The sequence below is a fragment of the Caryophanon latum genome, assembly GCF_001700325.1.
Classification (GTDB): domain Bacteria; phylum Bacillota; class Bacilli; order Bacillales_A; family Planococcaceae; genus Caryophanon; species Caryophanon latum.
Genome location: NZ_MATO01000015.1, coordinates 95,642 through 114,618 on the forward strand (window position 1 = coordinate 95,642; position 18,977 = coordinate 114,618).

General features: G+C 41.2%; 25 protein-coding genes and 1 pseudogene. 18 read left to right on the plus strand and 8 right to left on the minus strand.

What is annotated here, in order from left to right; all coding sequences use genetic code 11:
* The first annotated feature begins 69 nt into the window (after positions 1–69).
* From A6K76_RS04235 to A6K76_RS04255, 5 genes are all read left to right on the plus strand, one after another.
* Complete coding sequence (locus A6K76_RS04235) at positions 70–1,176, plus strand: HD-GYP domain-containing protein (RefSeq protein ID WP_066462440.1); 1,107 nt, start codon at positions 70–72, stop codon at positions 1,174–1,176.
* A 150-nt stretch (positions 1,177–1,326) separates the two neighbouring features.
* The gene (gene lipA / locus A6K76_RS04240) at positions 1,327–2,268 is read left to right on the plus strand and encodes a lipoyl synthase (RefSeq protein ID WP_066462445.1); all 942 of its coding nucleotides are present in this window, start codon (positions 1,327–1,329) and stop codon (positions 2,266–2,268) included.
* Positions 2,269–2,282: 14 nt separating this feature from the next.
* A complete protein-coding gene (locus tag A6K76_RS04245; protein ID WP_066462447.1) occupies positions 2,283–2,636 on the plus strand; it encodes a YutD family protein in 354 nt (117 codons plus the stop codon).
* 160 nt (positions 2,637–2,796) lie between these two features.
* Positions 2,797–4,047: an ATP-binding protein gene (locus A6K76_RS16905; RefSeq protein WP_211271734.1), complete on the plus strand. Its 1,251-nt coding sequence runs from the start codon at positions 2,797–2,799 to the stop codon at positions 4,045–4,047.
* A 3-nt stretch (positions 4,048–4,050) separates the two neighbouring features.
* Positions 4,051–4,761, plus strand: a complete 711-nt coding sequence (locus tag A6K76_RS04255; protein WP_066462449.1) for a hypothetical protein — start codon at positions 4,051–4,053, stop codon at positions 4,759–4,761.
* A 163-nt stretch (positions 4,762–4,924) separates the two neighbouring features.
* Here A6K76_RS04255 and A6K76_RS04260 read toward each other — a convergent pair whose 3' ends face one another.
* Positions 4,925–5,191, minus strand: a complete 267-nt coding sequence (locus A6K76_RS04260; RefSeq protein WP_066462451.1) for a DUF3055 domain-containing protein — start codon at positions 5,189–5,191, stop codon at positions 4,925–4,927.
* Between the two features lie 106 nt (positions 5,192–5,297).
* Between A6K76_RS04260 and A6K76_RS04265 the strand changes: the two genes are divergently transcribed.
* Together A6K76_RS04265 and A6K76_RS04270 are read left to right on the plus strand one after the other, a co-directional pair.
* Entirely contained in the window at positions 5,298–5,747 is a 450-nt protein-coding gene (locus tag A6K76_RS04265; RefSeq protein WP_066462452.1) for a DUF86 domain-containing protein, read from the plus strand.
* Complete coding sequence (locus A6K76_RS04270; protein ID WP_066462453.1) at positions 5,748–6,527, plus strand: TIGR01457 family HAD-type hydrolase; 780 nt, start codon at positions 5,748–5,750, stop codon at positions 6,525–6,527.
* A gap of 118 nt (positions 6,528–6,645) precedes the next feature.
* Here the strand turns inward: A6K76_RS04270 and A6K76_RS04275 are convergent, their stop codons facing one another.
* On the minus strand, positions 6,646–6,882 hold the full coding sequence (locus tag A6K76_RS04275; protein WP_066462454.1) for a YuzB family protein: 237 nt from the start codon (positions 6,880–6,882) through the stop codon (positions 6,646–6,648).
* Between the two features lie 155 nt (positions 6,883–7,037).
* On the opposite strand from A6K76_RS04275, the gene A6K76_RS04280 reads away from it, so the two are divergent.
* Positions 7,038–8,108 carry an NAD(P)/FAD-dependent oxidoreductase gene (locus A6K76_RS04280; RefSeq protein ID WP_066462455.1) on the plus strand — a complete coding sequence of 357 codons (1,071 nt, stop codon included), beginning with the start codon at positions 7,038–7,040 and terminating at the stop codon, positions 8,106–8,108.
* Between the two features lie 250 nt (positions 8,109–8,358).
* Here A6K76_RS04280 and A6K76_RS04285 read toward each other — a convergent pair whose 3' ends face one another.
* Positions 8,359–8,685, minus strand: a complete 327-nt coding sequence (locus A6K76_RS04285) for a YuzD family protein (RefSeq protein ID WP_066462456.1) — start codon at positions 8,683–8,685, stop codon at positions 8,359–8,361.
* Positions 8,686–8,712: 27 nt separating this feature from the next.
* Between A6K76_RS04285 and A6K76_RS04290 the strand changes: the two are divergent.
* Positions 8,713–9,007, plus strand: a pseudogene (locus tag A6K76_RS04290) (NifU family protein).
* Between the two features lie 43 nt (positions 9,008–9,050).
* Here A6K76_RS04290 and A6K76_RS04295 read toward each other — a convergent pair.
* Positions 9,051–9,755: a DUF2225 domain-containing protein gene (locus tag A6K76_RS04295; RefSeq protein ID WP_066462460.1), complete on the minus strand. Its 705-nt coding sequence runs from the start codon at positions 9,753–9,755 to the stop codon at positions 9,051–9,053.
* 161 nt (positions 9,756–9,916) lie between these two features.
* On the opposite strand from A6K76_RS04295, the gene A6K76_RS04300 reads away from it, so the two are divergent.
* From A6K76_RS04300 to A6K76_RS04335, 8 genes are all read left to right on the plus strand, one after another.
* The gene (locus A6K76_RS04300; RefSeq protein ID WP_066462461.1) at positions 9,917–10,291 is read left to right on the plus strand and encodes a HesB/IscA family protein; all 375 of its coding nucleotides are present in this window, start codon (positions 9,917–9,919) and stop codon (positions 10,289–10,291) included.
* 140 nt (positions 10,292–10,431) lie between these two features.
* Positions 10,432–11,004 carry a hypothetical protein gene (locus tag A6K76_RS04305; protein ID WP_066462462.1) on the plus strand — a complete coding sequence of 191 codons (573 nt, stop codon included), beginning with the start codon at positions 10,432–10,434 and terminating at the stop codon, positions 11,002–11,004.
* Between the two features lie 3 nt (positions 11,005–11,007).
* Positions 11,008–11,442 carry a hypothetical protein gene (locus A6K76_RS04310; RefSeq protein ID WP_066462464.1) on the plus strand — a complete coding sequence of 145 codons (435 nt, stop codon included), beginning with the start codon at positions 11,008–11,010 and terminating at the stop codon, positions 11,440–11,442.
* Positions 11,442–12,035, plus strand: a complete 594-nt coding sequence (locus A6K76_RS04315) for a toxin-antitoxin system TumE family protein (RefSeq protein ID WP_066462465.1) — start codon at positions 11,442–11,444, stop codon at positions 12,033–12,035. Before A6K76_RS04310 ends, A6K76_RS04315 begins: the two co-directional genes overlap by 1 nt.
* A gap of 226 nt (positions 12,036–12,261) precedes the next feature.
* Positions 12,262–13,473, plus strand: a complete 1,212-nt coding sequence (locus A6K76_RS04320) for an NAD(P)/FAD-dependent oxidoreductase (RefSeq protein ID WP_066462467.1) — start codon at positions 12,262–12,264, stop codon at positions 13,471–13,473.
* Between the two features lie 58 nt (positions 13,474–13,531).
* The gene (locus tag A6K76_RS04325; protein WP_066462470.1) at positions 13,532–14,017 is read left to right on the plus strand and encodes an NUDIX domain-containing protein; all 486 of its coding nucleotides are present in this window, start codon (positions 13,532–13,534) and stop codon (positions 14,015–14,017) included.
* A 73-nt stretch (positions 14,018–14,090) separates the two neighbouring features.
* Positions 14,091–14,417 (plus strand): YuiB family protein, encoded by a 327-nt coding sequence (locus A6K76_RS04330; protein WP_066462471.1) that lies wholly within the window; start codon positions 14,091–14,093, stop codon positions 14,415–14,417.
* Positions 14,418–14,539: 122 nt separating this feature from the next.
* A complete protein-coding gene (locus A6K76_RS04335) occupies positions 14,540–15,688 on the plus strand; it encodes a polysaccharide deacetylase family protein (protein WP_066462473.1) in 1,149 nt (382 codons plus the stop codon).
* A 36-nt stretch (positions 15,689–15,724) separates the two neighbouring features.
* Here the strand turns inward: A6K76_RS04335 and A6K76_RS04340 are convergent, their stop codons facing one another.
* On the minus strand, positions 15,725–16,201 hold the full coding sequence (locus A6K76_RS04340; RefSeq protein ID WP_066462474.1) for a divergent PAP2 family protein: 477 nt from the start codon (positions 16,199–16,201) through the stop codon (positions 15,725–15,727).
* Between the two features lie 140 nt (positions 16,202–16,341).
* Here A6K76_RS04340 and A6K76_RS04345 point away from each other — a divergent pair, with 140 nt between their 5' ends.
* Positions 16,342–17,802 carry a leucyl aminopeptidase gene (locus A6K76_RS04345; RefSeq protein WP_066462476.1) on the plus strand — a complete coding sequence of 487 codons (1,461 nt, stop codon included), beginning with the start codon at positions 16,342–16,344 and terminating at the stop codon, positions 17,800–17,802.
* 64 nt (positions 17,803–17,866) lie between these two features.
* Here the strand turns inward: A6K76_RS04345 and mnhG are convergent, their stop codons facing one another.
* The 3 genes from mnhG to A6K76_RS04360 are packed head-to-tail and all read right to left on the minus strand — an operon-like array spanning position 17,867 to position 18,976.
* Complete coding sequence (mnhG, locus tag A6K76_RS04350) at positions 17,867–18,235, minus strand: monovalent cation/H(+) antiporter subunit G (RefSeq protein WP_066462478.1); 369 nt, start codon at positions 18,233–18,235, stop codon at positions 17,867–17,869.
* The gene (locus A6K76_RS04355; RefSeq protein ID WP_066462479.1) at positions 18,216–18,500 is read right to left on the minus strand and encodes a Na(+)/H(+) antiporter subunit F1; all 285 of its coding nucleotides are present in this window, start codon (positions 18,498–18,500) and stop codon (positions 18,216–18,218) included. Before A6K76_RS04355 ends, mnhG begins: the two co-directional genes overlap by 20 nt.
* Positions 18,497–18,976, minus strand: a complete 480-nt coding sequence (locus tag A6K76_RS04360; protein ID WP_066462481.1) for a Na+/H+ antiporter subunit E — start codon at positions 18,974–18,976, stop codon at positions 18,497–18,499. The genes A6K76_RS04355 and A6K76_RS04360 overlap by 4 nt, the downstream gene beginning before the upstream one ends.
* Position 18,977 lies beyond the last annotated feature (1 nt).

Here is an 18,977-nt window from a genome sequence, read left to right on the forward strand (position 1 = left end):
TTCTAAATATTAAATTAGCGGCTATAATAAGAAATAGTTACTTCTATACTAGAGAGGATGCGATATACGATGCGGTTGATCTCAATTGATACGCTAAAAGTAGGAATGATCATTGGGCGTACAATATGGAATGAAGCTGGACATCCGTTATTACAAAGAGGCGTCAAAGTTTCACCGACAATGTTAGATCGGTTAAAGCAATTAAATATAAAATATACGTACATTGATGATGAACTCACAGCAGGCATTGAGATTGAGGAAACAGTACCGGTTAAAGTACGTCAGCAAGTGGTTGCAAATATTACGCAATCATTTGATAGCATTCGTAAAATGGAAGGAAAAAAAGCATCTTTCGTCATTGAGAAGCAAGCGAAAGTGCTAAATTCATTAGTCGATAATTTATTAGATACGATTTTAAATAGTAAGGAAATTTTGACGGTGTTAACAGATGCGTATTTATACGATGAATACATTTACCAGCATTCGTTTCAAGTGTCGTTATATGCGCTAGCAATTGGTCGAGAGCTGGGCTATAACGCGAATGAGCTACATATTCTTGGTCTAGGGGCAATTTTACATGACGTCGGTAAAATGTCGATTCGTACAGAGCTGTTACAAAAGCCGACGCGTTTAACCGATGCGGAATACGAGGAAGTGAAAACGCATGCACGTCATGGCTTTGATATTTTACGCAACTTGCATACGATGTCGCTCATTGTGGCGCACTGTGCGTTCCAGCATCATGAACGACTGGACGGCAGCGGTTATCCACGCGGACTTGTCGACTTCGAAATTCATCCGTACGCAAAAATTATTGCAGTGGCGGACGTGTTTGATGCGATGACGTCAAACCGTGTGTACCGCGACAAAATGTTGCCATACGAAGCAATCAAAATTATTGAAAGCGGCAAAGGGACATTGTATGATGCGAAAGTCGTCGATGCACTTAAACGTACGGTCATGCATTATCCAAATGGTAGTGTCGTATTACTAAGCGATGGGCGCCGTGGTGTCATTTCACGTCAAAATACGGCGACACCAGGCATGCCGTGGGTGCGCATTTTTGAAGAGAACGGGCAGCATTTAGCGGCAACGTATGAATGCAATTTACAGCAGCACGCAGAAGTGACGATCGAAGCAGTCGATTTATCATATACATATACATCGGACGTGTAAAACAGCAGGCGACAGCGCTCATACAGTGCTGCTCGTCTTTTTATTTTGTAGAGAGAATATTACGTAGGACGATATACTACTTGTTGAGCATGTTGAAAATATGTTACATTGGCTTCAATGAATGATACAAAAAGCAATGGGGGCGGGAGTATGACATCTTGTAAACCGACATTACAAACAGGGAAAAAAGAACACGTACGTAAACCGGAATGGCTTAAAATCAAATTGAACACAAATGACGAGTATAAAGGGTTAAAAAAATTAATGCGTGATAAAAACTTGCATACTGTATGCGAGGAAGCACGTTGCCCAAATATTCACGAGTGCTGGGGTGAGCGCCGTACTGCAACGTTTATGATTTTAGGAGCTGTTTGTACACGCGCATGTCGCTTTTGTGCAGTGAAAACAGGATTACCGACAGAGCTTGATCTAGAAGAACCAGAGCGCGTTGCAGATTCAGTTGAACTAATGAACTTAAAGCACGTCGTTGTCACAGCGGTTGCGCGTGATGACTTAAAGGACGGCGGGGCAAACGTATTTGCAGAAACAGTTCGTGCGATTCGCCGACGTATGCCGTTTACATCAATTGAAGTATTACCTTCAGATATGGGTGGCATCGAGGAAAATTTACAGCTATTAATGGATGCAAAGCCAGACATTTTAAATCATAATATCGAGACGGTGCGCCGTTTAACACCGAGAGTTCGCGCACGTGCTACATACGATCGCTCACTTGAATTTTTACGCCGCGCAAAAGAAATGCAGCCGGACGTGCCAACAAAATCGTCGCTCATGATTGGCTTAGGCGAAACGTGGGAGGAAATACTTGAAGTAATGGACGACTTACGTGCAAACAACGTCGACATTATGACGATTGGTCAATATTTACAGCCAACAAAAAAACATATTGCAGTACAAAAATATTATTCGCCTTTAGAGTTTGGCAAGCTGCGCAAAATTGCGATGGAAAAAGGGTTTAGCCATTGCGAGGCAGGACCGCTTGTGCGAAGCAGTTACCATGCTGATGAGCAAGTGAATGCTGCTGCGAAAGAGCGTCAACGCCAAGGGGAACAAACGAGCGAAATTAGTTAATGAGGTGAGATGCTTTGAACGTAATAGTAGATGGATTTGAGTATGAGCTGATCACAAACTATCGAGAAAGCTTTAAAGAGGAAGATTTTAAAGGGCGATACGCCGAAATTTTAAATAAATATGATTACATCGTTGGCGACTGGGGATACGGTCAGCTGCGCTTAAAAGGCTTCTTTGACGATAAAAATCAAAAGGCGTCGTTTGATACGAAAATTAGCACGCTTGCCGATTACTTATATGAGTATTGCAATTTTGGCTGTGCGTATTTCGTGTTAAAGAAAATCGGCAAAATTGCTGTCGAAGCGCCGGTGGAAGTTGCCGAGGAAACGGTAGAAGTGCAAGAGGTAATATCTGAAGAAAAGAGCTAGAGCAAAAAGAAATTTAATTCTAAATAGCAAGCTTTATGAAGAGTGTAATGCTAGCGGAGAAAATTTTCCGTTAGCATTTTTTAGGTTTTTCCTTTTTAAATAGGTTGTTTTAATGGTAAAATTTAGCTAAGTTTTATGATTTTTTATGGGGGGAGAATGTATGAACCATTTAGTTAGTTTAGTTTTTAAAGATACTGAAAAAGAAGTTAATTTTGAATTAAATAAAAATACCCTGTTTTTTGGAAATAATGGTCGAGGGAAAACCAGGGTTCTGAAAACCTTAGAGTCTTTATATGAATTAATACACAAATCAGACCCTAAAGAAGCATATGATTTGATTGATAAAATGTATTTAGAAAAACTACATATAGGAGATTTTGATTGCGTAGATTTATTTAAGAATAGTAATAGTTTAAAGAGACAAAATATACAGCAATTGAATAAGTATTTAAGAGTAAATCGATTATATTTTAGAAGAATTCAAAAAGATATAATTGAACTTAGAAAAGAACTTAGAGAAACTTTTGACATTGACATTTATAATTTACATCTTGTATTTGATAGAAAAATCGAAAGTATACTCAGCAAATTAAATTTTATTTCGCACAACCAGAGGACATTTGAATATTTATCGGATTTAGAAACTTTTTTTAGCGATTTAGAAAGCTTATTGGATCAATATAGAATATTAATAAGATACGAGGAACCATCATTTTCTTATTTTGCTACTGATAATGTGAAAAAAGTATCGTCAAATCTACATCGAGTTGAATTTCATTTGCAAAAATTGAAATCATCGTACTATGAAGAAAGTTTGCAATTTAATAACTTAGATGAAAAAGAGCGTAAGAAATTCGAAAAAAATAGAGATAAAATTATAACTTTTTTAAAATCTAAAAAAGCACATTTTATTACTACAGATAAGGCAGATATAGAAGAAGTTATAGGTAAAATTAAAATTAATATTTCATCGGTTAATTCTAAAATTCAAAAGTGGATTTGGAATAATGATGAAGAGCTATATAATCAAGCTTTGAGTGAAAAAGAAAAAATACTTGTTAAGATTCAAAAATTCAATAAACTTATGATGAAGTACGGTAATATTACATTGGAATTAGACAATAACGCAACTTTAAAGTTTTCTAAAGAACAGAGGGGTATTTCATTTGAAAAGTTTTCCTCAGGTGAAAGAAAAATTACTTATTTATTTTTAGAAATATTATTTAACGAAGTAGATGTGTTTTTAATTGATGAACCGGAACTATCTATTTCTTTAAACTATCAAAATAAGATTGTATGGGATTTGCATTGTTTAACAGAAGGTAAGGCTTTATTTATAGCTACTCATGCACCATTTGTATATGAAGATTTCAAAAAATTCCCTGGTAATACGGTTGTAGAGGTGAAATAAGTTTTGGAAAATAGTTCTAGATTCTTTGAAATTTCAAAGGAAATGGTCAAATATGTATATGTTGAAGGTACAGATTATTTTTTCTATCAAGGATTGGTAGAATTATCTGATTTTGTAGTACATGCTGCAGGTACAAAGGGAAATGATAATTCTGAAGTGAAAGGCAGCTCTTCTAGTGATGTAATCCGAAGAGTAAAAGATGAACGAAAGAAAGGAGTAAACGCATTTGGAATAATAGATAAGGATTATAACACTGAATTTGATGAATATATTTATCCTATAGATTTTTATTGTATTGAAAATATAGCACTGTTAAATATAGAAGAATTTTATGAGTTGAGAAGGGCTCTTGAACAGTTAATCGAAGGAAATATAGGAGTATATAGATTATGGCTACTAGAGTTGAAACTTGTCAGAAATGCTGATAGACGTGTAGAAACTTTTGAAATTAATAAGGTTAGAGAATTAAGTGATAATATTAAAAGTTATTTTGAAAGTGTCATTAATTGTGTTCAGACATTTATGAGGTATATGAATCTGAAATCATTGATAGTGAAATATTGTGATTTTCACAAACAGAAGTATGGTAAAGAAAATCAAATAAAATACAAGTCAAACGATTTAATAGGGAAGTTGCCTGAAAGTAGCTTGAAATATGTATTTAGTGATAGTACATATTTGAGATTTAATGCTGATATTGAAAAAATCACATAGAAAATATAAAGAGATGATCAATTATGGTTGAACTTGTCGGTATGTCAGTGAATAATCTGAAATTTCTTTTTTCTAAGTAACTAAAAGATCAATTTGAAAACGTAATAGAAAAAGATGTGTAAAAGTCACATGATGAATTTTTACACATCTTTTTTTATAAAAACTAGCTCAGCAGCTCACGTAAATATTCGCGTAAGTCCTCTGCTTCGTCACCTTCACGTTTATACACGTGCTCGATGTAACCAGGCTCCTCGACATCATCTGGCCCCATAATCGCAAAGCGCCCAAACTGCATATCAAGAACAAGCACCTTCCCGAAGAAGCGGCTCGACTGTACAATCGCTAAATCGTAACGCAGCGTGCGACCTGTAAAGCTCACAAAGCGCGTTTTCGTATCTTCTACGTCATCATATAAGAAAAAACGTTCCATTTTTCATCACCTACCAATTCTACAGTTATGGTACTATAGAAAGGAAAAGCACCGCAACTTAAAATTCGTGGTGATTATCGTAACAGTTGAAATGGAGGATTCTACTATGTATTTCGTAGATCGTACAAAAATTACAGAAACATGTAAGCATTTAGATGAGATTTTAGCTATTTTTGAAGCGGGGACGAATTGGACGACAGAGCCGGTTGCACAGCTTGCCCTTCAACGTATTGCCCATAATGCAATGGAGTCAATGATGGATGTCGGCAACGTCATTATCGACGGCTTTGTAATGCGTGACCCAGGTAGCTACGACGACATTATCGATATTTTATTAGATGAAAAGGTCATTCCAGCTGACATGGAGGCGCCGTTAAAAGAAGTTGTCGCGTTACGCAAAATGCTTGTGCGCGAATTTACAGCAGTAGATAACGAGCGAGTAGTTGACGTATTAACGCGCAACATCGAATCGTTAAAGCAATTTTCACCGCTCGTACAAAGCTATTTAGAAAATGAATTAGGTCCAATTTCGGCGTTTTTACCGGAGAAGGAATAAATGAAACAATATAAGGCGTATTGCTTTGATTTAGATGGTACGGTTTATAAAGGGAAAGACGTCATTGACACAGCAGTTGCGTACATTCATATGCTGCAAGCGCGTGGCATCGAGCCGTTTTACGTGACGAACAACTCGTCTAAAACGACGGCACAAATTCAAGAAACGTTACGTGCATTTCGCATTGAAGCACCAGCGACGCACATTTATTCAAGTGCGATGGCAACCGCTCAGTACGTGAAGCACCATTACCCGAATGCGAGCGTTCGGGTAATGGGGGAGGACGGCATTCGTAATGCGGCACAAACGGTTGGGCTACAGCTTGTAGACGGCGTGGAAGCGGACGTGTTTGTCATGGGCATTGATCGTCAACTAACGTATACGACGCTTGCAGATGCGTGCAAAACGGTTCAAAATGGCGCGGCATTTGTCGCAACGAACGAGGACGTCAAGTTTCCAGCTGAGCAATATTTTTTACCAGGAAATGGCTCGCTCGCTCGACTTGTGCAAGGGGTGACAGGTGTTGAACCGACATACATTGGCAAGCCATCACCTGTTATGCTTGAGCTCATTGCCGAAACGTTTGGTTACGACAAGTCGGATATGGTCATGATCGGTGACAACTACGACACCGATATTTTAAGTGGCATTCGCTTTGGCATCGATACGATTCATGTGAACACAGGCGTTACATCGACAGAAGCGGCATATGCAAAAGAGCAGCCGCCGACGATGCTTGTTGAAAACATGATGGTGTATGCGGAGTTAGAGAAGGAATAAATGAAAAAGGATTGTACTACCGTCATCTTGACGTGTAGCACAATCCTTTTTGTTTGAACGAATATTGTTTAAGCATAACTCGTTGTAGGTATATGTTAGGAAAGCATAAAGCGTGATATTACCACATCGGATTGTCTTCAATATATTGATAAATGTTTTTCACAAGCGCATCTGCGTCGTCGCCAGTTACTAAATCACCGTTAACGACAGCGTATAGCCCTTCAGCACATTCCATACAAAAGCTTAAGCAGCCGTACTCAAGCACATCAATATTTGGGTCATTTTCAAGTATGTCATACGCAGTTTGTGCGCCGTTTGCTAAGTTTGTAATGCAAAATTCTACCATTGGATTCATCGTGTTGTCACCTCGCTATACGCTATGCTACGCTGTTTTTTTTTCTACGTCAAATGACACGTAAATCGCTTGTGAAAGTTCTCACAATGTTATATACTCGTAGTTGAACTTTGTTACAAACTAGTGAACTATGCACAATTGAAGGAGAACAACATATGCGAAACTTAGTATTATTAGGTGGCGGATATGGTAATATGCGCGTATTACTACGTCTTTTACCAAACCATTTACCTAATGACGTACAAATTACGTTAATCGATCGCACGCCATTTCATAGCTTAAAAACAGAATTTTATGCGCTGGCAGCAGGTACATCAACAGATAAGGAAGTACGTGTAGCGTTTCCAGACAATGCACGGTTAAAATGCGTTTATGGGGAAATCGTAAAAATTAACCGTGAAGAAAAACTGGTTGAGCTAGCAGACGGCACAGTTGTAGATTATGATGATTTAGTGATCGGGTTAGGGTGCGAAGATAAATACCACGGCGTACCAGGTGCACCAGAGTACACGCACAGCATTCAAACAATCGCAAAAGCACGCGTGACGTTTGAAAAGCTTTGTAGTTTACCACCTGGCTCAACAGTAGGGATTATCGGCGCTGGATTAAGCGGTATCGAGCTTGCGAGTGAGCTACGTGAAAGCCGCGCAGATTTAAATATTAAACTATTTGACCGTTCTCATCGTATTTTACGCGACTTCCCAGAGAAGCTAAGCGAGTACATTAAAGAATGGTTTGAAAAGCATGATGTAGAAGTTATTGCGAAGGCGAACGTGACAGCGGTAGAGCCTGGTAAAGTACACAACAATGACCAAGTGATTGAATGTGATGAAATCGTTTGGACAGCGGGCGTGCAGCCAGTAGAACTCGTGCGTCATATGGATGCGGAAAAAGATAAATTTAACCGTCCAGTTGTAACGCAATATATGAACTTGATCGATGATGAGCACGTATACGTAATTGGAGACGCAGCATCATCTGATTTACCACCGACAGCACAGCTTGCAGAGGCGCAAGGTGAAATCGTCGTGAAAGTATTAAAAGCGCGCTGGATGAATCAGCCACTACCTGAGAAAATGCCGGAAATTAAGCTAAAAGGTTTCATGGGCTCTTTAGGGAAAAAGCAAGGCTTCGTACACTTAGCAGATACGACAGTAACAGGTCGCATTGCACGTTTAATGAAGTCAGGCTTACTGTGGATGTACAAGCGTCAAAACTCAAACTAAAAACAAAACCTTTACGTCAGCTGGAGTGGCGTAAAGGTTTTTTATCATGTTTGTGGATTTATCCATTGTTATACAGCTAAAGCGCTTGTTTTTAACAGCACAACTGAAATCAATGCAACATTACTGGCAAGGAGCGTGCGGCGAGACTCCTTGGGGAATAGTATGAGCTTGAGACTACAGGCTCAAGCCATGCCCCAGGAACGCGAGCCACAATACGCGTATTGCCAGTTACACGACATGATTAATTTCGTTACTCTGCTGTAAACCCGAGCTCCTCAAGCTTTTGGAACACCGGCTTTAACTGGATGTAGCCTTCACCGATCACCTCGTCATTAATTAACACGAGCGGGTAAAAAAATTCATCGTCTTGAATACGCGCAGCATAATCGGCATCGCGAGCATCGAGTGGATCATTCTCAATATCGATGTAACGAATGATAAAAGAATATTCTGGATATTTTCGGCGGATTGCGGCATCGAGCCATTCGTACGTATCTTTTGAAGAAGGGGCATTGACGCAACTTGCGCATAAAATGTCCGCACCGTAAATTTCAATCGTTGGCTGTAAGTCGTGCATGAAAATTCCTCCGTTTCGTATTCTCCAATGGACTTTTACGTTGCATATAATTATAATCATTATAAAGAAAGGAGTCGAGTGACAAATGACAGAAGCAGCACAAAAAGAACAAGTACAAGAAGTTTTAGATAAATTACGCCCATTCTTATTACGCGATGGTGGCGACTGTGAATTAGTAGATATTGAGGACGGTATCGTAAAGTTACGTCTACTTGGTGCATGCGGTAGCTGCCCATCTTCTACAATTACATTAAAAGCTGGTATTGAACGCGCATTATTAGAAGAAGTACCAGGTATTATTGAAGTAGAGCAAGTGTTTTAATAAACGAAGCGGCCACATTCGACGTTGAATGTGACCGCTTTTTTTAAGATTGTAGCTGTGCGCGGCGTTGCTCACGAATGGCACGCACTTGCTCCCAGCGCTCTTTTGCCATCTCAACAATTTTCGCATCGCCACCGAGTGATTGGCGTTCGATAATGCGTGAGAAGAAACGCGTCGCTTGATCGATTTCATCAAGGCGTACGCCGAGCTCACCAATCATGTATAGCACGCGCATTTCTGACATGTTCATTTTTTCGTAGTCGCCAGTTGAATACGATTGCTCATACTGCGTGTAAGCAAGACGAAGGAAGCGCATTTCTTGAGGCTTGTTTTGAATTTCACGATACAGCCAAGCGATACGAAGCAATAAGCCGGCTAAAATAATATGACGCTCCTGTTTGATCGTTCCACATAAAAAGGCGAGCTTATATGCTTGAATTGCTTGTTGGGCAGTACGTTCACCGTTGAAATGATGAGGCGTCCAGTAAGCGCACACTTGGTCGTTCAGCTTTTGCTGTACCCCAGGCGCAAAGTAAGGTGAAAAGTCTTCTGTAAATGAATAGCCACAATGCTCGCAAACGAACACATTATAGTAGTAACCTTTTGGTGAGTTTTCTTTGTACGTCGGGTAAAAATCCGTATCGGTATGCTCGATGCGCACCGCATTTTTACGGATTTTTAACGATTTAAATGATGTTTTGCAATGTGGGCAATCGATCTTTTTTTCATAATATGGCGAAATTTCCATCGAAAGAACCTCCTTTTTATGTGAATTTATGTATATTAAAAAAAGCTTAAAGTAGTTACATTATATCAGTAGTTGTAGACATCTGCTCGCATTTCAAGCGAATTGATTGAAAAATGTTTCTGAAATATAGATAATGAGTGTATAAAGGAAGGTGACCGGAAATGGCAGTAGAAAATCAAGTAGTAATCATTACCGAAGCAGCAGCATTTCGCATTAAAGAAATGATGGAGCACAATGAAGAAGTAGGCGCATTTTTACGCGTAGGCGTGAATGGCGGTGGCTGTAGCGGCTTAACGTACGGCATGTCATTTACGATGGATAAAAATGACGATGACCTCGAAGACGAACAGCACGGCTTACAAATCGTCGTATCCGCGGAGGACGCACCGATCTTAAAAGGCACGAAAATCGACTACAAGCAATCGCTAATGGGCGGTGGCTTCACGATCGACAATCCGAATGCGATTGCGAACTGCGGCTGTGGCACAAGCTTCAAGGCAGCAGCACGACCAGCAGAACCACAACCTTGTGAATAAATGAGTACCTCCTTCGTTTGTATGTTATGGAACATGCAGGCGAGGGAGGTTTTTACTTTTTACTATGTTTATTAGAAAGAATAAGTATAATTATTTATAAATAGAATTTGGCATGACATTAAAGAATGTGAGTGATAACAGTGAAATTTAATGAACTAGTAATCAAATTTGAGCATGATACGTTCAAACGAGAAAAAAGATTAATTGACTATATAGAAAAATTGCAAAATGAACAAGTGGAAGTAATAAGTAAAGGCATGTTATTCGTTTTAGTGAAAGAGCTAAATAAAAATTATGTAGTGATTATGAATAAAAACCAAATTGAATTTAGATTTGCAGCACAGTATAAGGAGAAAAAACAGCGCATTCAAGAGGTTTTACATGCGTTAGGATCATTAGATAATATTAGGAACGTCGAGGCATTGGCTTTAGTTGAAATCCCTCATAAAGAAAAAACATTTAATCATTTATTTCAATCATTGCCAAAGAGTGTGGAAGTAGAATTTTTAGGATTTAAAATAAATGATGCTAATGATGTGTATCATGTATCATTAACAAACTTCATTGAAAGCGGGAAGCGTAAGTGCATTATTAAACGAGAATTAAGTAATATTTCATATGACAACTTAATTAATTATGACACCGCAATCATTGAAATGAAGATGGAAGAAATGATGAAGAAAACATATTACGTTATTAATACGGAGGTGTAACGTATGTTTGAGCTAAATGAATTTTATCGGAATGAAAGTGTATATTATGAAACGGTAGAACAAGTAAATGATGAGTTAAATGAAATGTTAACTGATTTAGACATAATTCCGTTAGAACATTTTTTTACAACACAGTATTTTTTCTCTACGAATATGTATGTAATGACAGAGAAAATGAGTGAAAGGTCTCTCGATACAACTTTAATAGTAGACAAAACGGATGAAGAGCTTTTTGCAGAGCTATATGCGAGCGAAGATATTCCGAATGTAGAAGACTTCGACGTTGAAAGTTTTGTTCAATATTGTGAAAACGTATATGGCATGTCGACCGAACAATTTAAAGTTTGGTTTGAAGCCGAAGAATATGAAGGTAATGTCGATATGCAGCGATGGTATCATTTTACGAAACATAAAATGTCAGATGGTGAGTGGAAATAGTGTCACAGCAATATATAACACAGCGTCAAATAGATGAAAAATCAATAAAGATAACGGATTTGCATTCGCTGGGACGATACGACAAAATTATTCATTATCGTAACCAGTTGACAAAATATATCAGTGAAATATCGCATACGTTATCGATCGAAAGTTCTCAAAATGGGCTTTTATTCGAATTATATAGACAAGAGAACCCAATTAAAATAGAGAATAAATTATTTGCGGTATATTTAATTTGTAATCCGATTCCTACTCTAAAAAGAGAAAAGCCAAATGGTTTAGTCATTGAGCAAGATTTAAGCTTCATTCAAATGCAAGAAGTTTTGTTATATGATGTCCGAACGAAAGAATTATATTGTTTTGAATACAGTTATCATTATTCTGTTTGGGATTATAACGAGAATAAAGAAATATATTATTTTAGATATGATAAGGACATTTTGCTAAGTAATCCACCGAAGAAATCAATTCATCATTTACATGTAGTAACGAAGAAGCCGCATTTTGAAAGTCCGATTGTTAATTTACAAAAATTTTTAGAGGTGATTGTACACAATTGGAATATGAAAGAGCAAAGGTTAGACTATTAAACGACGAGGCAAAGGGCTTTCGTCGTTTTTTACTGTTCAGAAACAAGGGGAAAACTTTTTCATGAGTGAAGTGCTATGCAAATAACTTCACTCCCGACCGATATCGGTTGAAAATCGCCTTCGAAACAAATAGAATAAAAATATAGGAAAATGTTTGAAAACAACTGCGGCGATCAGTGCAAGTTGAAAAGCGGTAGTGTGAAACGAAGAAAAGGTGGTTGTGCGTGTGAGTAAACCAAATATTGTCGTCTTAGGTGCAGGTTACGGTGGATTAACAACAGCTGTTAATTTAAAGAAAACAGTCGGAACACAAAACGCAAATATTATTTTGGTCAATAAAAACGATTATCACTACGAAACAACGTGGCTACACGAAGTAGCGGCGGGTACCATTTCACCACAGCGAGCGAGCTATGCGATTGAAGACGTCATCGGTAGCGGCGTAATTTTCAAAAAGGAGACGGTGACGAACATCGACGTAGCAGCGCGTAAAATCGAAACGGATGCAGGCGAGCTAACGTATGATTATTTAGTAATCGGCTTAGGATTTGAAGGGGAAACGTTTGGCATTACTGGCTTGAAGGAGCACGCGTTGTCGCTTGCAGATTTAAACCAAGCACGTCGCGTACGTGAGCATATTGAGCAGCAGTTCGTGTCATGGACGAAAGATGCTGTGAAGGACGATACGAAGCTAACGATCGTCGTTGGTGGGGCAGGATTCACGGGCATTGAACTGTTAGGTGAGCTTGCAAACCGCGTGCCGGAAATTTGTGCGGAGTTCAATATTCCAACTGAAAAGGTGCGCATCATTTGTGTTGAGGCAGCACCGACTGTATTACCAGGCTTTGATGAGGAGCTTGTCACATTTGCGAAAAATTACTTATCGTCAAAAGGTGTCGAGTTCTCAATCGGTACACCGGTTGTCGAAGCGACAGCAGCAGGCGTGAAAATTAAAACAGGTGAAGATACGTTTGATTTCATCGAAGCGGGAACTGTTATTTGGGCAGCAGGTGTGCGCGGCAACTCGTTAATTGAATCAAGCGGCATCGAAAATAACCGCGCGCGCATTATGGTCGAGCAAGATTTACGCGCGCCAGGCTTTGACGATGTGTTTATCGTCGGCGATTGCAGCGTCTTTTTAAATCCTGAAACGGAGCGTCCGTACCCACCGACTGCACAAATTGCGATGCAGCAGGCGGTCACGATTGCAAAAAATATTCAGCATTTACTAAACAATGAGCCGACAGAAGGATTCGTCTATAGCGATAAAGGGGCGGTTTGCTCGCTCGGTCATAGCTCAGCAATCGGCGCACCATTTGGCAAAAAGGTTGTTGGTAAGCCAGCAGCTGCGCTGAAAAAAGTTGTCGATAACCGCGCGTTGTTGTTAATTGGCGGCCCAACACTTGTTGCGAAAAAAGGGAAGTTTAAGCTGTTTTAACGAAGTACATAGCTGTCCGAGCATTCGGGCAGCTATTTTTACATAAGGGGGATGTTAGATGAAAAAGGAACGTGGAAAAGTGTGGCTAGGAGCAGGGGTTATTGTGACGAATGATCAAGGGGAATGGCTCGTCGTGAAAAAAACGTATGGCGGCTTAAAGGATGTCTGGTCAATTCCAGCAGGCTTTGTCGATGTCGGTGAGACGCTTGATGCGGCGGCAAAGCGTGAGGTGCTAGAGGAGACAGGCATCGATTGCGTCATTCAAGGGGTGTACGGTGTGCGAAGTGGCGTTATTCGTGATGAAGTGAGCGACAACATGGTTATTTTTTATGCGCATGCAAGTGATGCGACGATTACGATTGATGAGCGTGAGTTAAGCGATGCGCGTTGGATTCATCCGACCGAGCTTGCGACAGATCCAGCATCGTCGTTTATGCTGCGTATTTTTGCGACCGAGGGGAACTTACAGCAGCCACTTCAAGTGCAAAAGGACGTCGAGCCCGATTCGATTTTTGGCTACACCGATTACAAAGTATTTTTATAAATGTAAAAATGATGTAGAAATTGCGAGAAATTGCTCGTTCATGTACACTTAAGCTAGCGAGGGGGTATGTGGAATGGGTGAAATTGCAATTGAGCAAGTAATCGTTTCAGTCGTACTATTTTTTGTCATGTTTTTTGGTATTGGATTTTTATTAAATATGTTGCTGCGCGTAACATGGATGATGGCGCTCGTGTACCCGATCATCGTTGCACTCATTGTCGATGAAGTGAGCTGGTATGAATACATAATGAATCCGACGTCTGCATGGCCGGCGCTTATTGAACGGTTTAGTGCGCTACAGCTTGGCGATGCGGTCATTTTAACGGGTGGTTTTTTAGGGGCGGTCGTATCAGGTATAACGATGCGTATGCTACGAGCAGCAGGGTACCGAATGTTTTAGGCGGCGCAATCATTTGTGCCGTTTTTTTATTGTTTATCATATAAATTTGTTATTTTAAAGGATGTAAAGATTTCTCCTATAATTTTGAGTACAATAGTATATGGAGAAAGGAAGTTTAGCAGATGATTAAGAAATGGGGACTCGCTTTTTTTCTGAGTATGAGTGCTTTTAGTGCGCACGCCGCAGCAGAAGGCATCGTTACAACAGAGGAACGAGCAATATATGACGCAACGACGAATGAGCAAATTGGGCGCATTATGCCGAATGTGTATTATGAAACGTTGTATGATACGACGAAGCAATTTTATGTGCAAGTCGAAACAGCGACAGGCTATGTGCTAAAGGATGAAGCGGTGCAGCCAGCTGACTTGCAAGTACGCACGCCGAAAAATACGATGGTGACGATCGCGACAAATGGCGAAACGACCTTTTATAAAGGAACAGATTTCCGCGAAAAACTGTACGTTGCTGCGGCAGACCGTCGCTTTTTTGTGACGAACGAAACGAACGACTATTATGAGGTGCTACTATTCGGTCAAGCGGCGTACGTGAAAAAGAGCGACGTGCGCGAAGACCGTGGTATACCGGTGCTGCTCTATCACCATTTACTGCGTGATCGCGAAAATGAAAACTACCGCAACAACTCAACCGTTGATCCGCTAACGTTCATTATTCAAATGGAGTACTTAAAGGACGCGGGCTATGAAACGATTACGCTAGATGATTTGTATGCGTACATTAACGGCGAGAAAAACATTTCAGCGAAGTCATTTGCGCTAACGTTTGATGACGGCTTATCAACGACGCAGCGCTATGCATATGAGCTGTTAAAAGCGTTTAATTTTAAGGCGACGAACTTTATTATTACGTCGCGCATTCCACCAGTGGAGCGCTTATTTGACCCGAGCACACTACAGTTTTTAAGCTTGAAAAATATGAACAGCATGCGCGATGTGTTTTCATTTGAAGGGCATACGCACAATATGCATTATTTCATGACCGGCAGTTGTGGAGCGCTCGTGTGTGGCACAGCAGAAGCCGTTGCAGCAGATATTGCGACGAGCTTAGCCGTTATGCCGCACAATTATTTTGCGTATCCGTTCGGGCAGCATAAAGAAGAAACGACGCGTCTGTTAAAGCGAGCAAACATTAGCATGGCATTTACGACGCGCAAAGATTACGTGCATGTCGGCGAAGATTTATACCGCGTGCCACGCATTGACGTACAGCGCTCGATGACGTTCCCGCAGTTTAAAGCGTTATTTGAATAAGCAAAAAGGGGTGTGCGAAAAATCGCGCATCCCTTTTTAAAATAAAGTGTAAAACAATGTCGAGACGAGGACGCCGGTTAAACAGCCTGCGTATACCTCGCTTTTTTTATGCCCAAGCAGCGTTTTTAAATCTTCCCGAATGACCGCATCACGTGTTGCATCATTGACGGTGCGCAAGTCGTCAAATAGTTGTGCCACTTGATTGTACAAGTCGTTAATGCTTGCGGCGTGCTGACCTGCCTCGTAGCGAACATGCGATGCGTCGTACATGACGATGACCGCAAACATCGCTGCGACGGCGAACAAGCCAGAATCGAGCCCGTGCTCAAAGCCAATTGCGGTAGCGAGTGCACATACAGCCGCGGAGTGAGAGCTTGGCATACCACCTGTTGAATTGAGTAAAGATAGATCGAACTTTCGCGTTAATGCGTAATGAATGGGTACTTTTAACAGCTGTGCAATGAACACACAGGCAAGTGCTAATAATAACGGTTCGTTTGCTAATAATTCCACAACATCGCCCCCAACCTCATTGTTACTATTAGTATAACGTGAACGACTTGAAAAAATAGATAATTCGGATGTCGGAATATTCGCCAAGCGTTGAAAGTGCGCTATAATAAAAGGAAGTATTGAAATTGGAGGGGTCATGTATGCAACTTACATTTACAGAACAAGTACAAACAGCGACGATCATTGTCGGCGTGGCGAAAAACGTGCAGCGTGCAACCGTGCAGGCAGTAGAGGCATTCGTGCCAGTGAGCGATTTCGTGAAATTAGGCGATATTCAAACGGAGGCAGGTACGTTAACGAAAATTCCAGTCGCACACGAAACAGTAAAGCGCATTTTGTTCATCGGCTTAGGAAGCGGTGACGTATCAACAGAGACGATTCGTAACGGCTTCGGTGCAGCAGCGAAAGCGTTAAAGGAATCAAGCGTAACGATTGCGCTTGACACGTTCACGAACGACACAATCGATGCACAGCAGGCGGCGTACTTAGCAGCAGAAGGGCTTGTGCTTGGCGGCTACCGCGTGCCGAACTACAAAACGACATCGAACGCACAGGACGTCACGCTTGAAAAAGTCGCGTTCATCGGTGAAGAGGACGAAGCGGTGCTTGAGAGCTTCACAGTCGGATGCATTTATGCGGAGGCACAAAACGAGGCGCGCAGCTTAGTAAACATGCCACCGAACTTATTAACAGCAACAGCACTAGCTGATTATGCAGTCGACATGGCAAATGAGTTTGGCTTAGAAGTAGAAGTGCTGACGAAAGCGGAAATTACCGAGCTTGGCATGGGCGGTATTTTAGCAGTAAACCAAGGTTCTAGCGAGGAGCCGCGCGTCATTACGTTAAAATATAAAGCGACAGACGACTGGAGCGATGTGCTAGGGCTTGTCGGCAAAGGGGTAACGTATGACACAGGTGGTTATTCGTTAAAGCCTAAAGACGGCATGGTTGGCATGAAAGGTGATATGGGCGGTGCAGCAGCAGTGCTTGGTGCAATGCGTGTCATCGCGCAGCTAAAGCCGGCGAAAAACGTTGTCGCAGTCATCGGCTCAACGGATAACATGGTGTCAGCTGATGCGATTAAGCCAGACGACGTCATTACGATGTATAACGGCAAAACAGTTGAAGTGTTAAATACCGATGCGGAAGGTCGCCTCGTGCTAGCCGATGCTGTTGTGTACGCGCAGCAGCAAGGTGCTAATGCGATTGTCGATGTCGCAACATTAACAGGTGGTGTCATTATTGCGCTTGGCATGGATAAAACTGGGGCGCTCACGAACGATGACGAATTGTTTGAGACGTTACTCGAAGCGTCGATTGACACAGATGAGTTCATTTGGCGCTTGCCGTTAACAGAAAACGACAAAAAGCGCATTCGTAAATCGAACGTGGCGGATTACAACAATTCACCAGGACGCGACGGGCATATGATTTTTGGCGGCGGCTTCGTTGGTGAGTTTGTTGGCGACATGCCGTGGATTCATTTAGACATCGCCGGTACGTCAGAGGCGAAGTCAGCGTCACCAATCGGGCAAGCAGGTGGCACAGGTGTCATGGTGCGCACGTTAGCGGCGTTTGTCGAGGAGCTAGCGGAGAATTAAGGAGCACTTAAAAAAGGGATTGTACAGCACGTCAATAAGACATGCGTACAATCCCTTTTTTTGTTTATTTCAACCCTTGCTCTTTTTTCATGCGCTCGATTTCTGGCGCTAAATCATCTTGCACTGTATTTTTCCATGGCTTCACACCGGCAATGTACGACGAGCGCCCCATAATGTGCCCGCCGACTGGACCGGTAATGAATAAAAATAAAATGCCGAGTAAAATACGCGGGTTGAACGTGTCCTCAATGAGCCAAAAGTGGAAGAACACTCCGAGTAATATACACATCACACCGAGCGTAGCGCTTTTAGATGCTGCATGCGCCCGCGTATACAAATCAGGGAGACGTACTAAACCAATGGCCGTCACGACGACGAACAGCACCCCAACAGCAATGAAGAAAATTACAACGCTATTTGCTAGAATTGTCACGGTCAATAATGTCTCCTTTCTCAATGAATTTTGAGAAGGCAACGGTGCCGATAAACGATAAGATCGCCAGCAATAAAATAATTTCTAAAAAATATGATGTTTCGACAACAATCGAGAACAAACCGATGAGTGAGATGAGTGCAACACCAATTGAATCAAGTGCTACGACGCGGTCAGACGCATCAGGTCCTTTCACCATACGATAAATCATCGGCAGCATCGAAAGCGCGACGATGGCAATTGCGCCAATAATAAAATACGTCATGCGCGGCTCACCTCCAATATTGCTTTCTCAAATGAATCACGAATGGATGCGACGACTTCATCGACATCGTTACAATCAATCGCATGAATGTACAGCGTTTTTGCATCATCCGATACGTGAATAACGACCGTTCCTGGTGTGAGCGTAATTAAGCTCGACAACAAGACGATTTCCCAGTCTTCTGTAAGTGTCGTCGGGTATGCAAAAAACGCAGGCTGCATATCGAGCTTTGGTTTTAGCACGACTTTTAGGACGGCGATGTTTGCTAGTATGAGCTCCTTTATAAACAGCACACATAGCTTCACAGCGGCCCATACACGGTGAACGTATAGGCGCACTTTAAAGAAGCGGCGCATGCCGATGAGTGCAACAAGTCCGAGCACGTAGCCGACGATGAAGCCTTGCCCAGAGAAGTTTTGCACTAAAAACATCCAGACGAACGCAACGATGACGTTTAATAATATTTGTAATGCCATG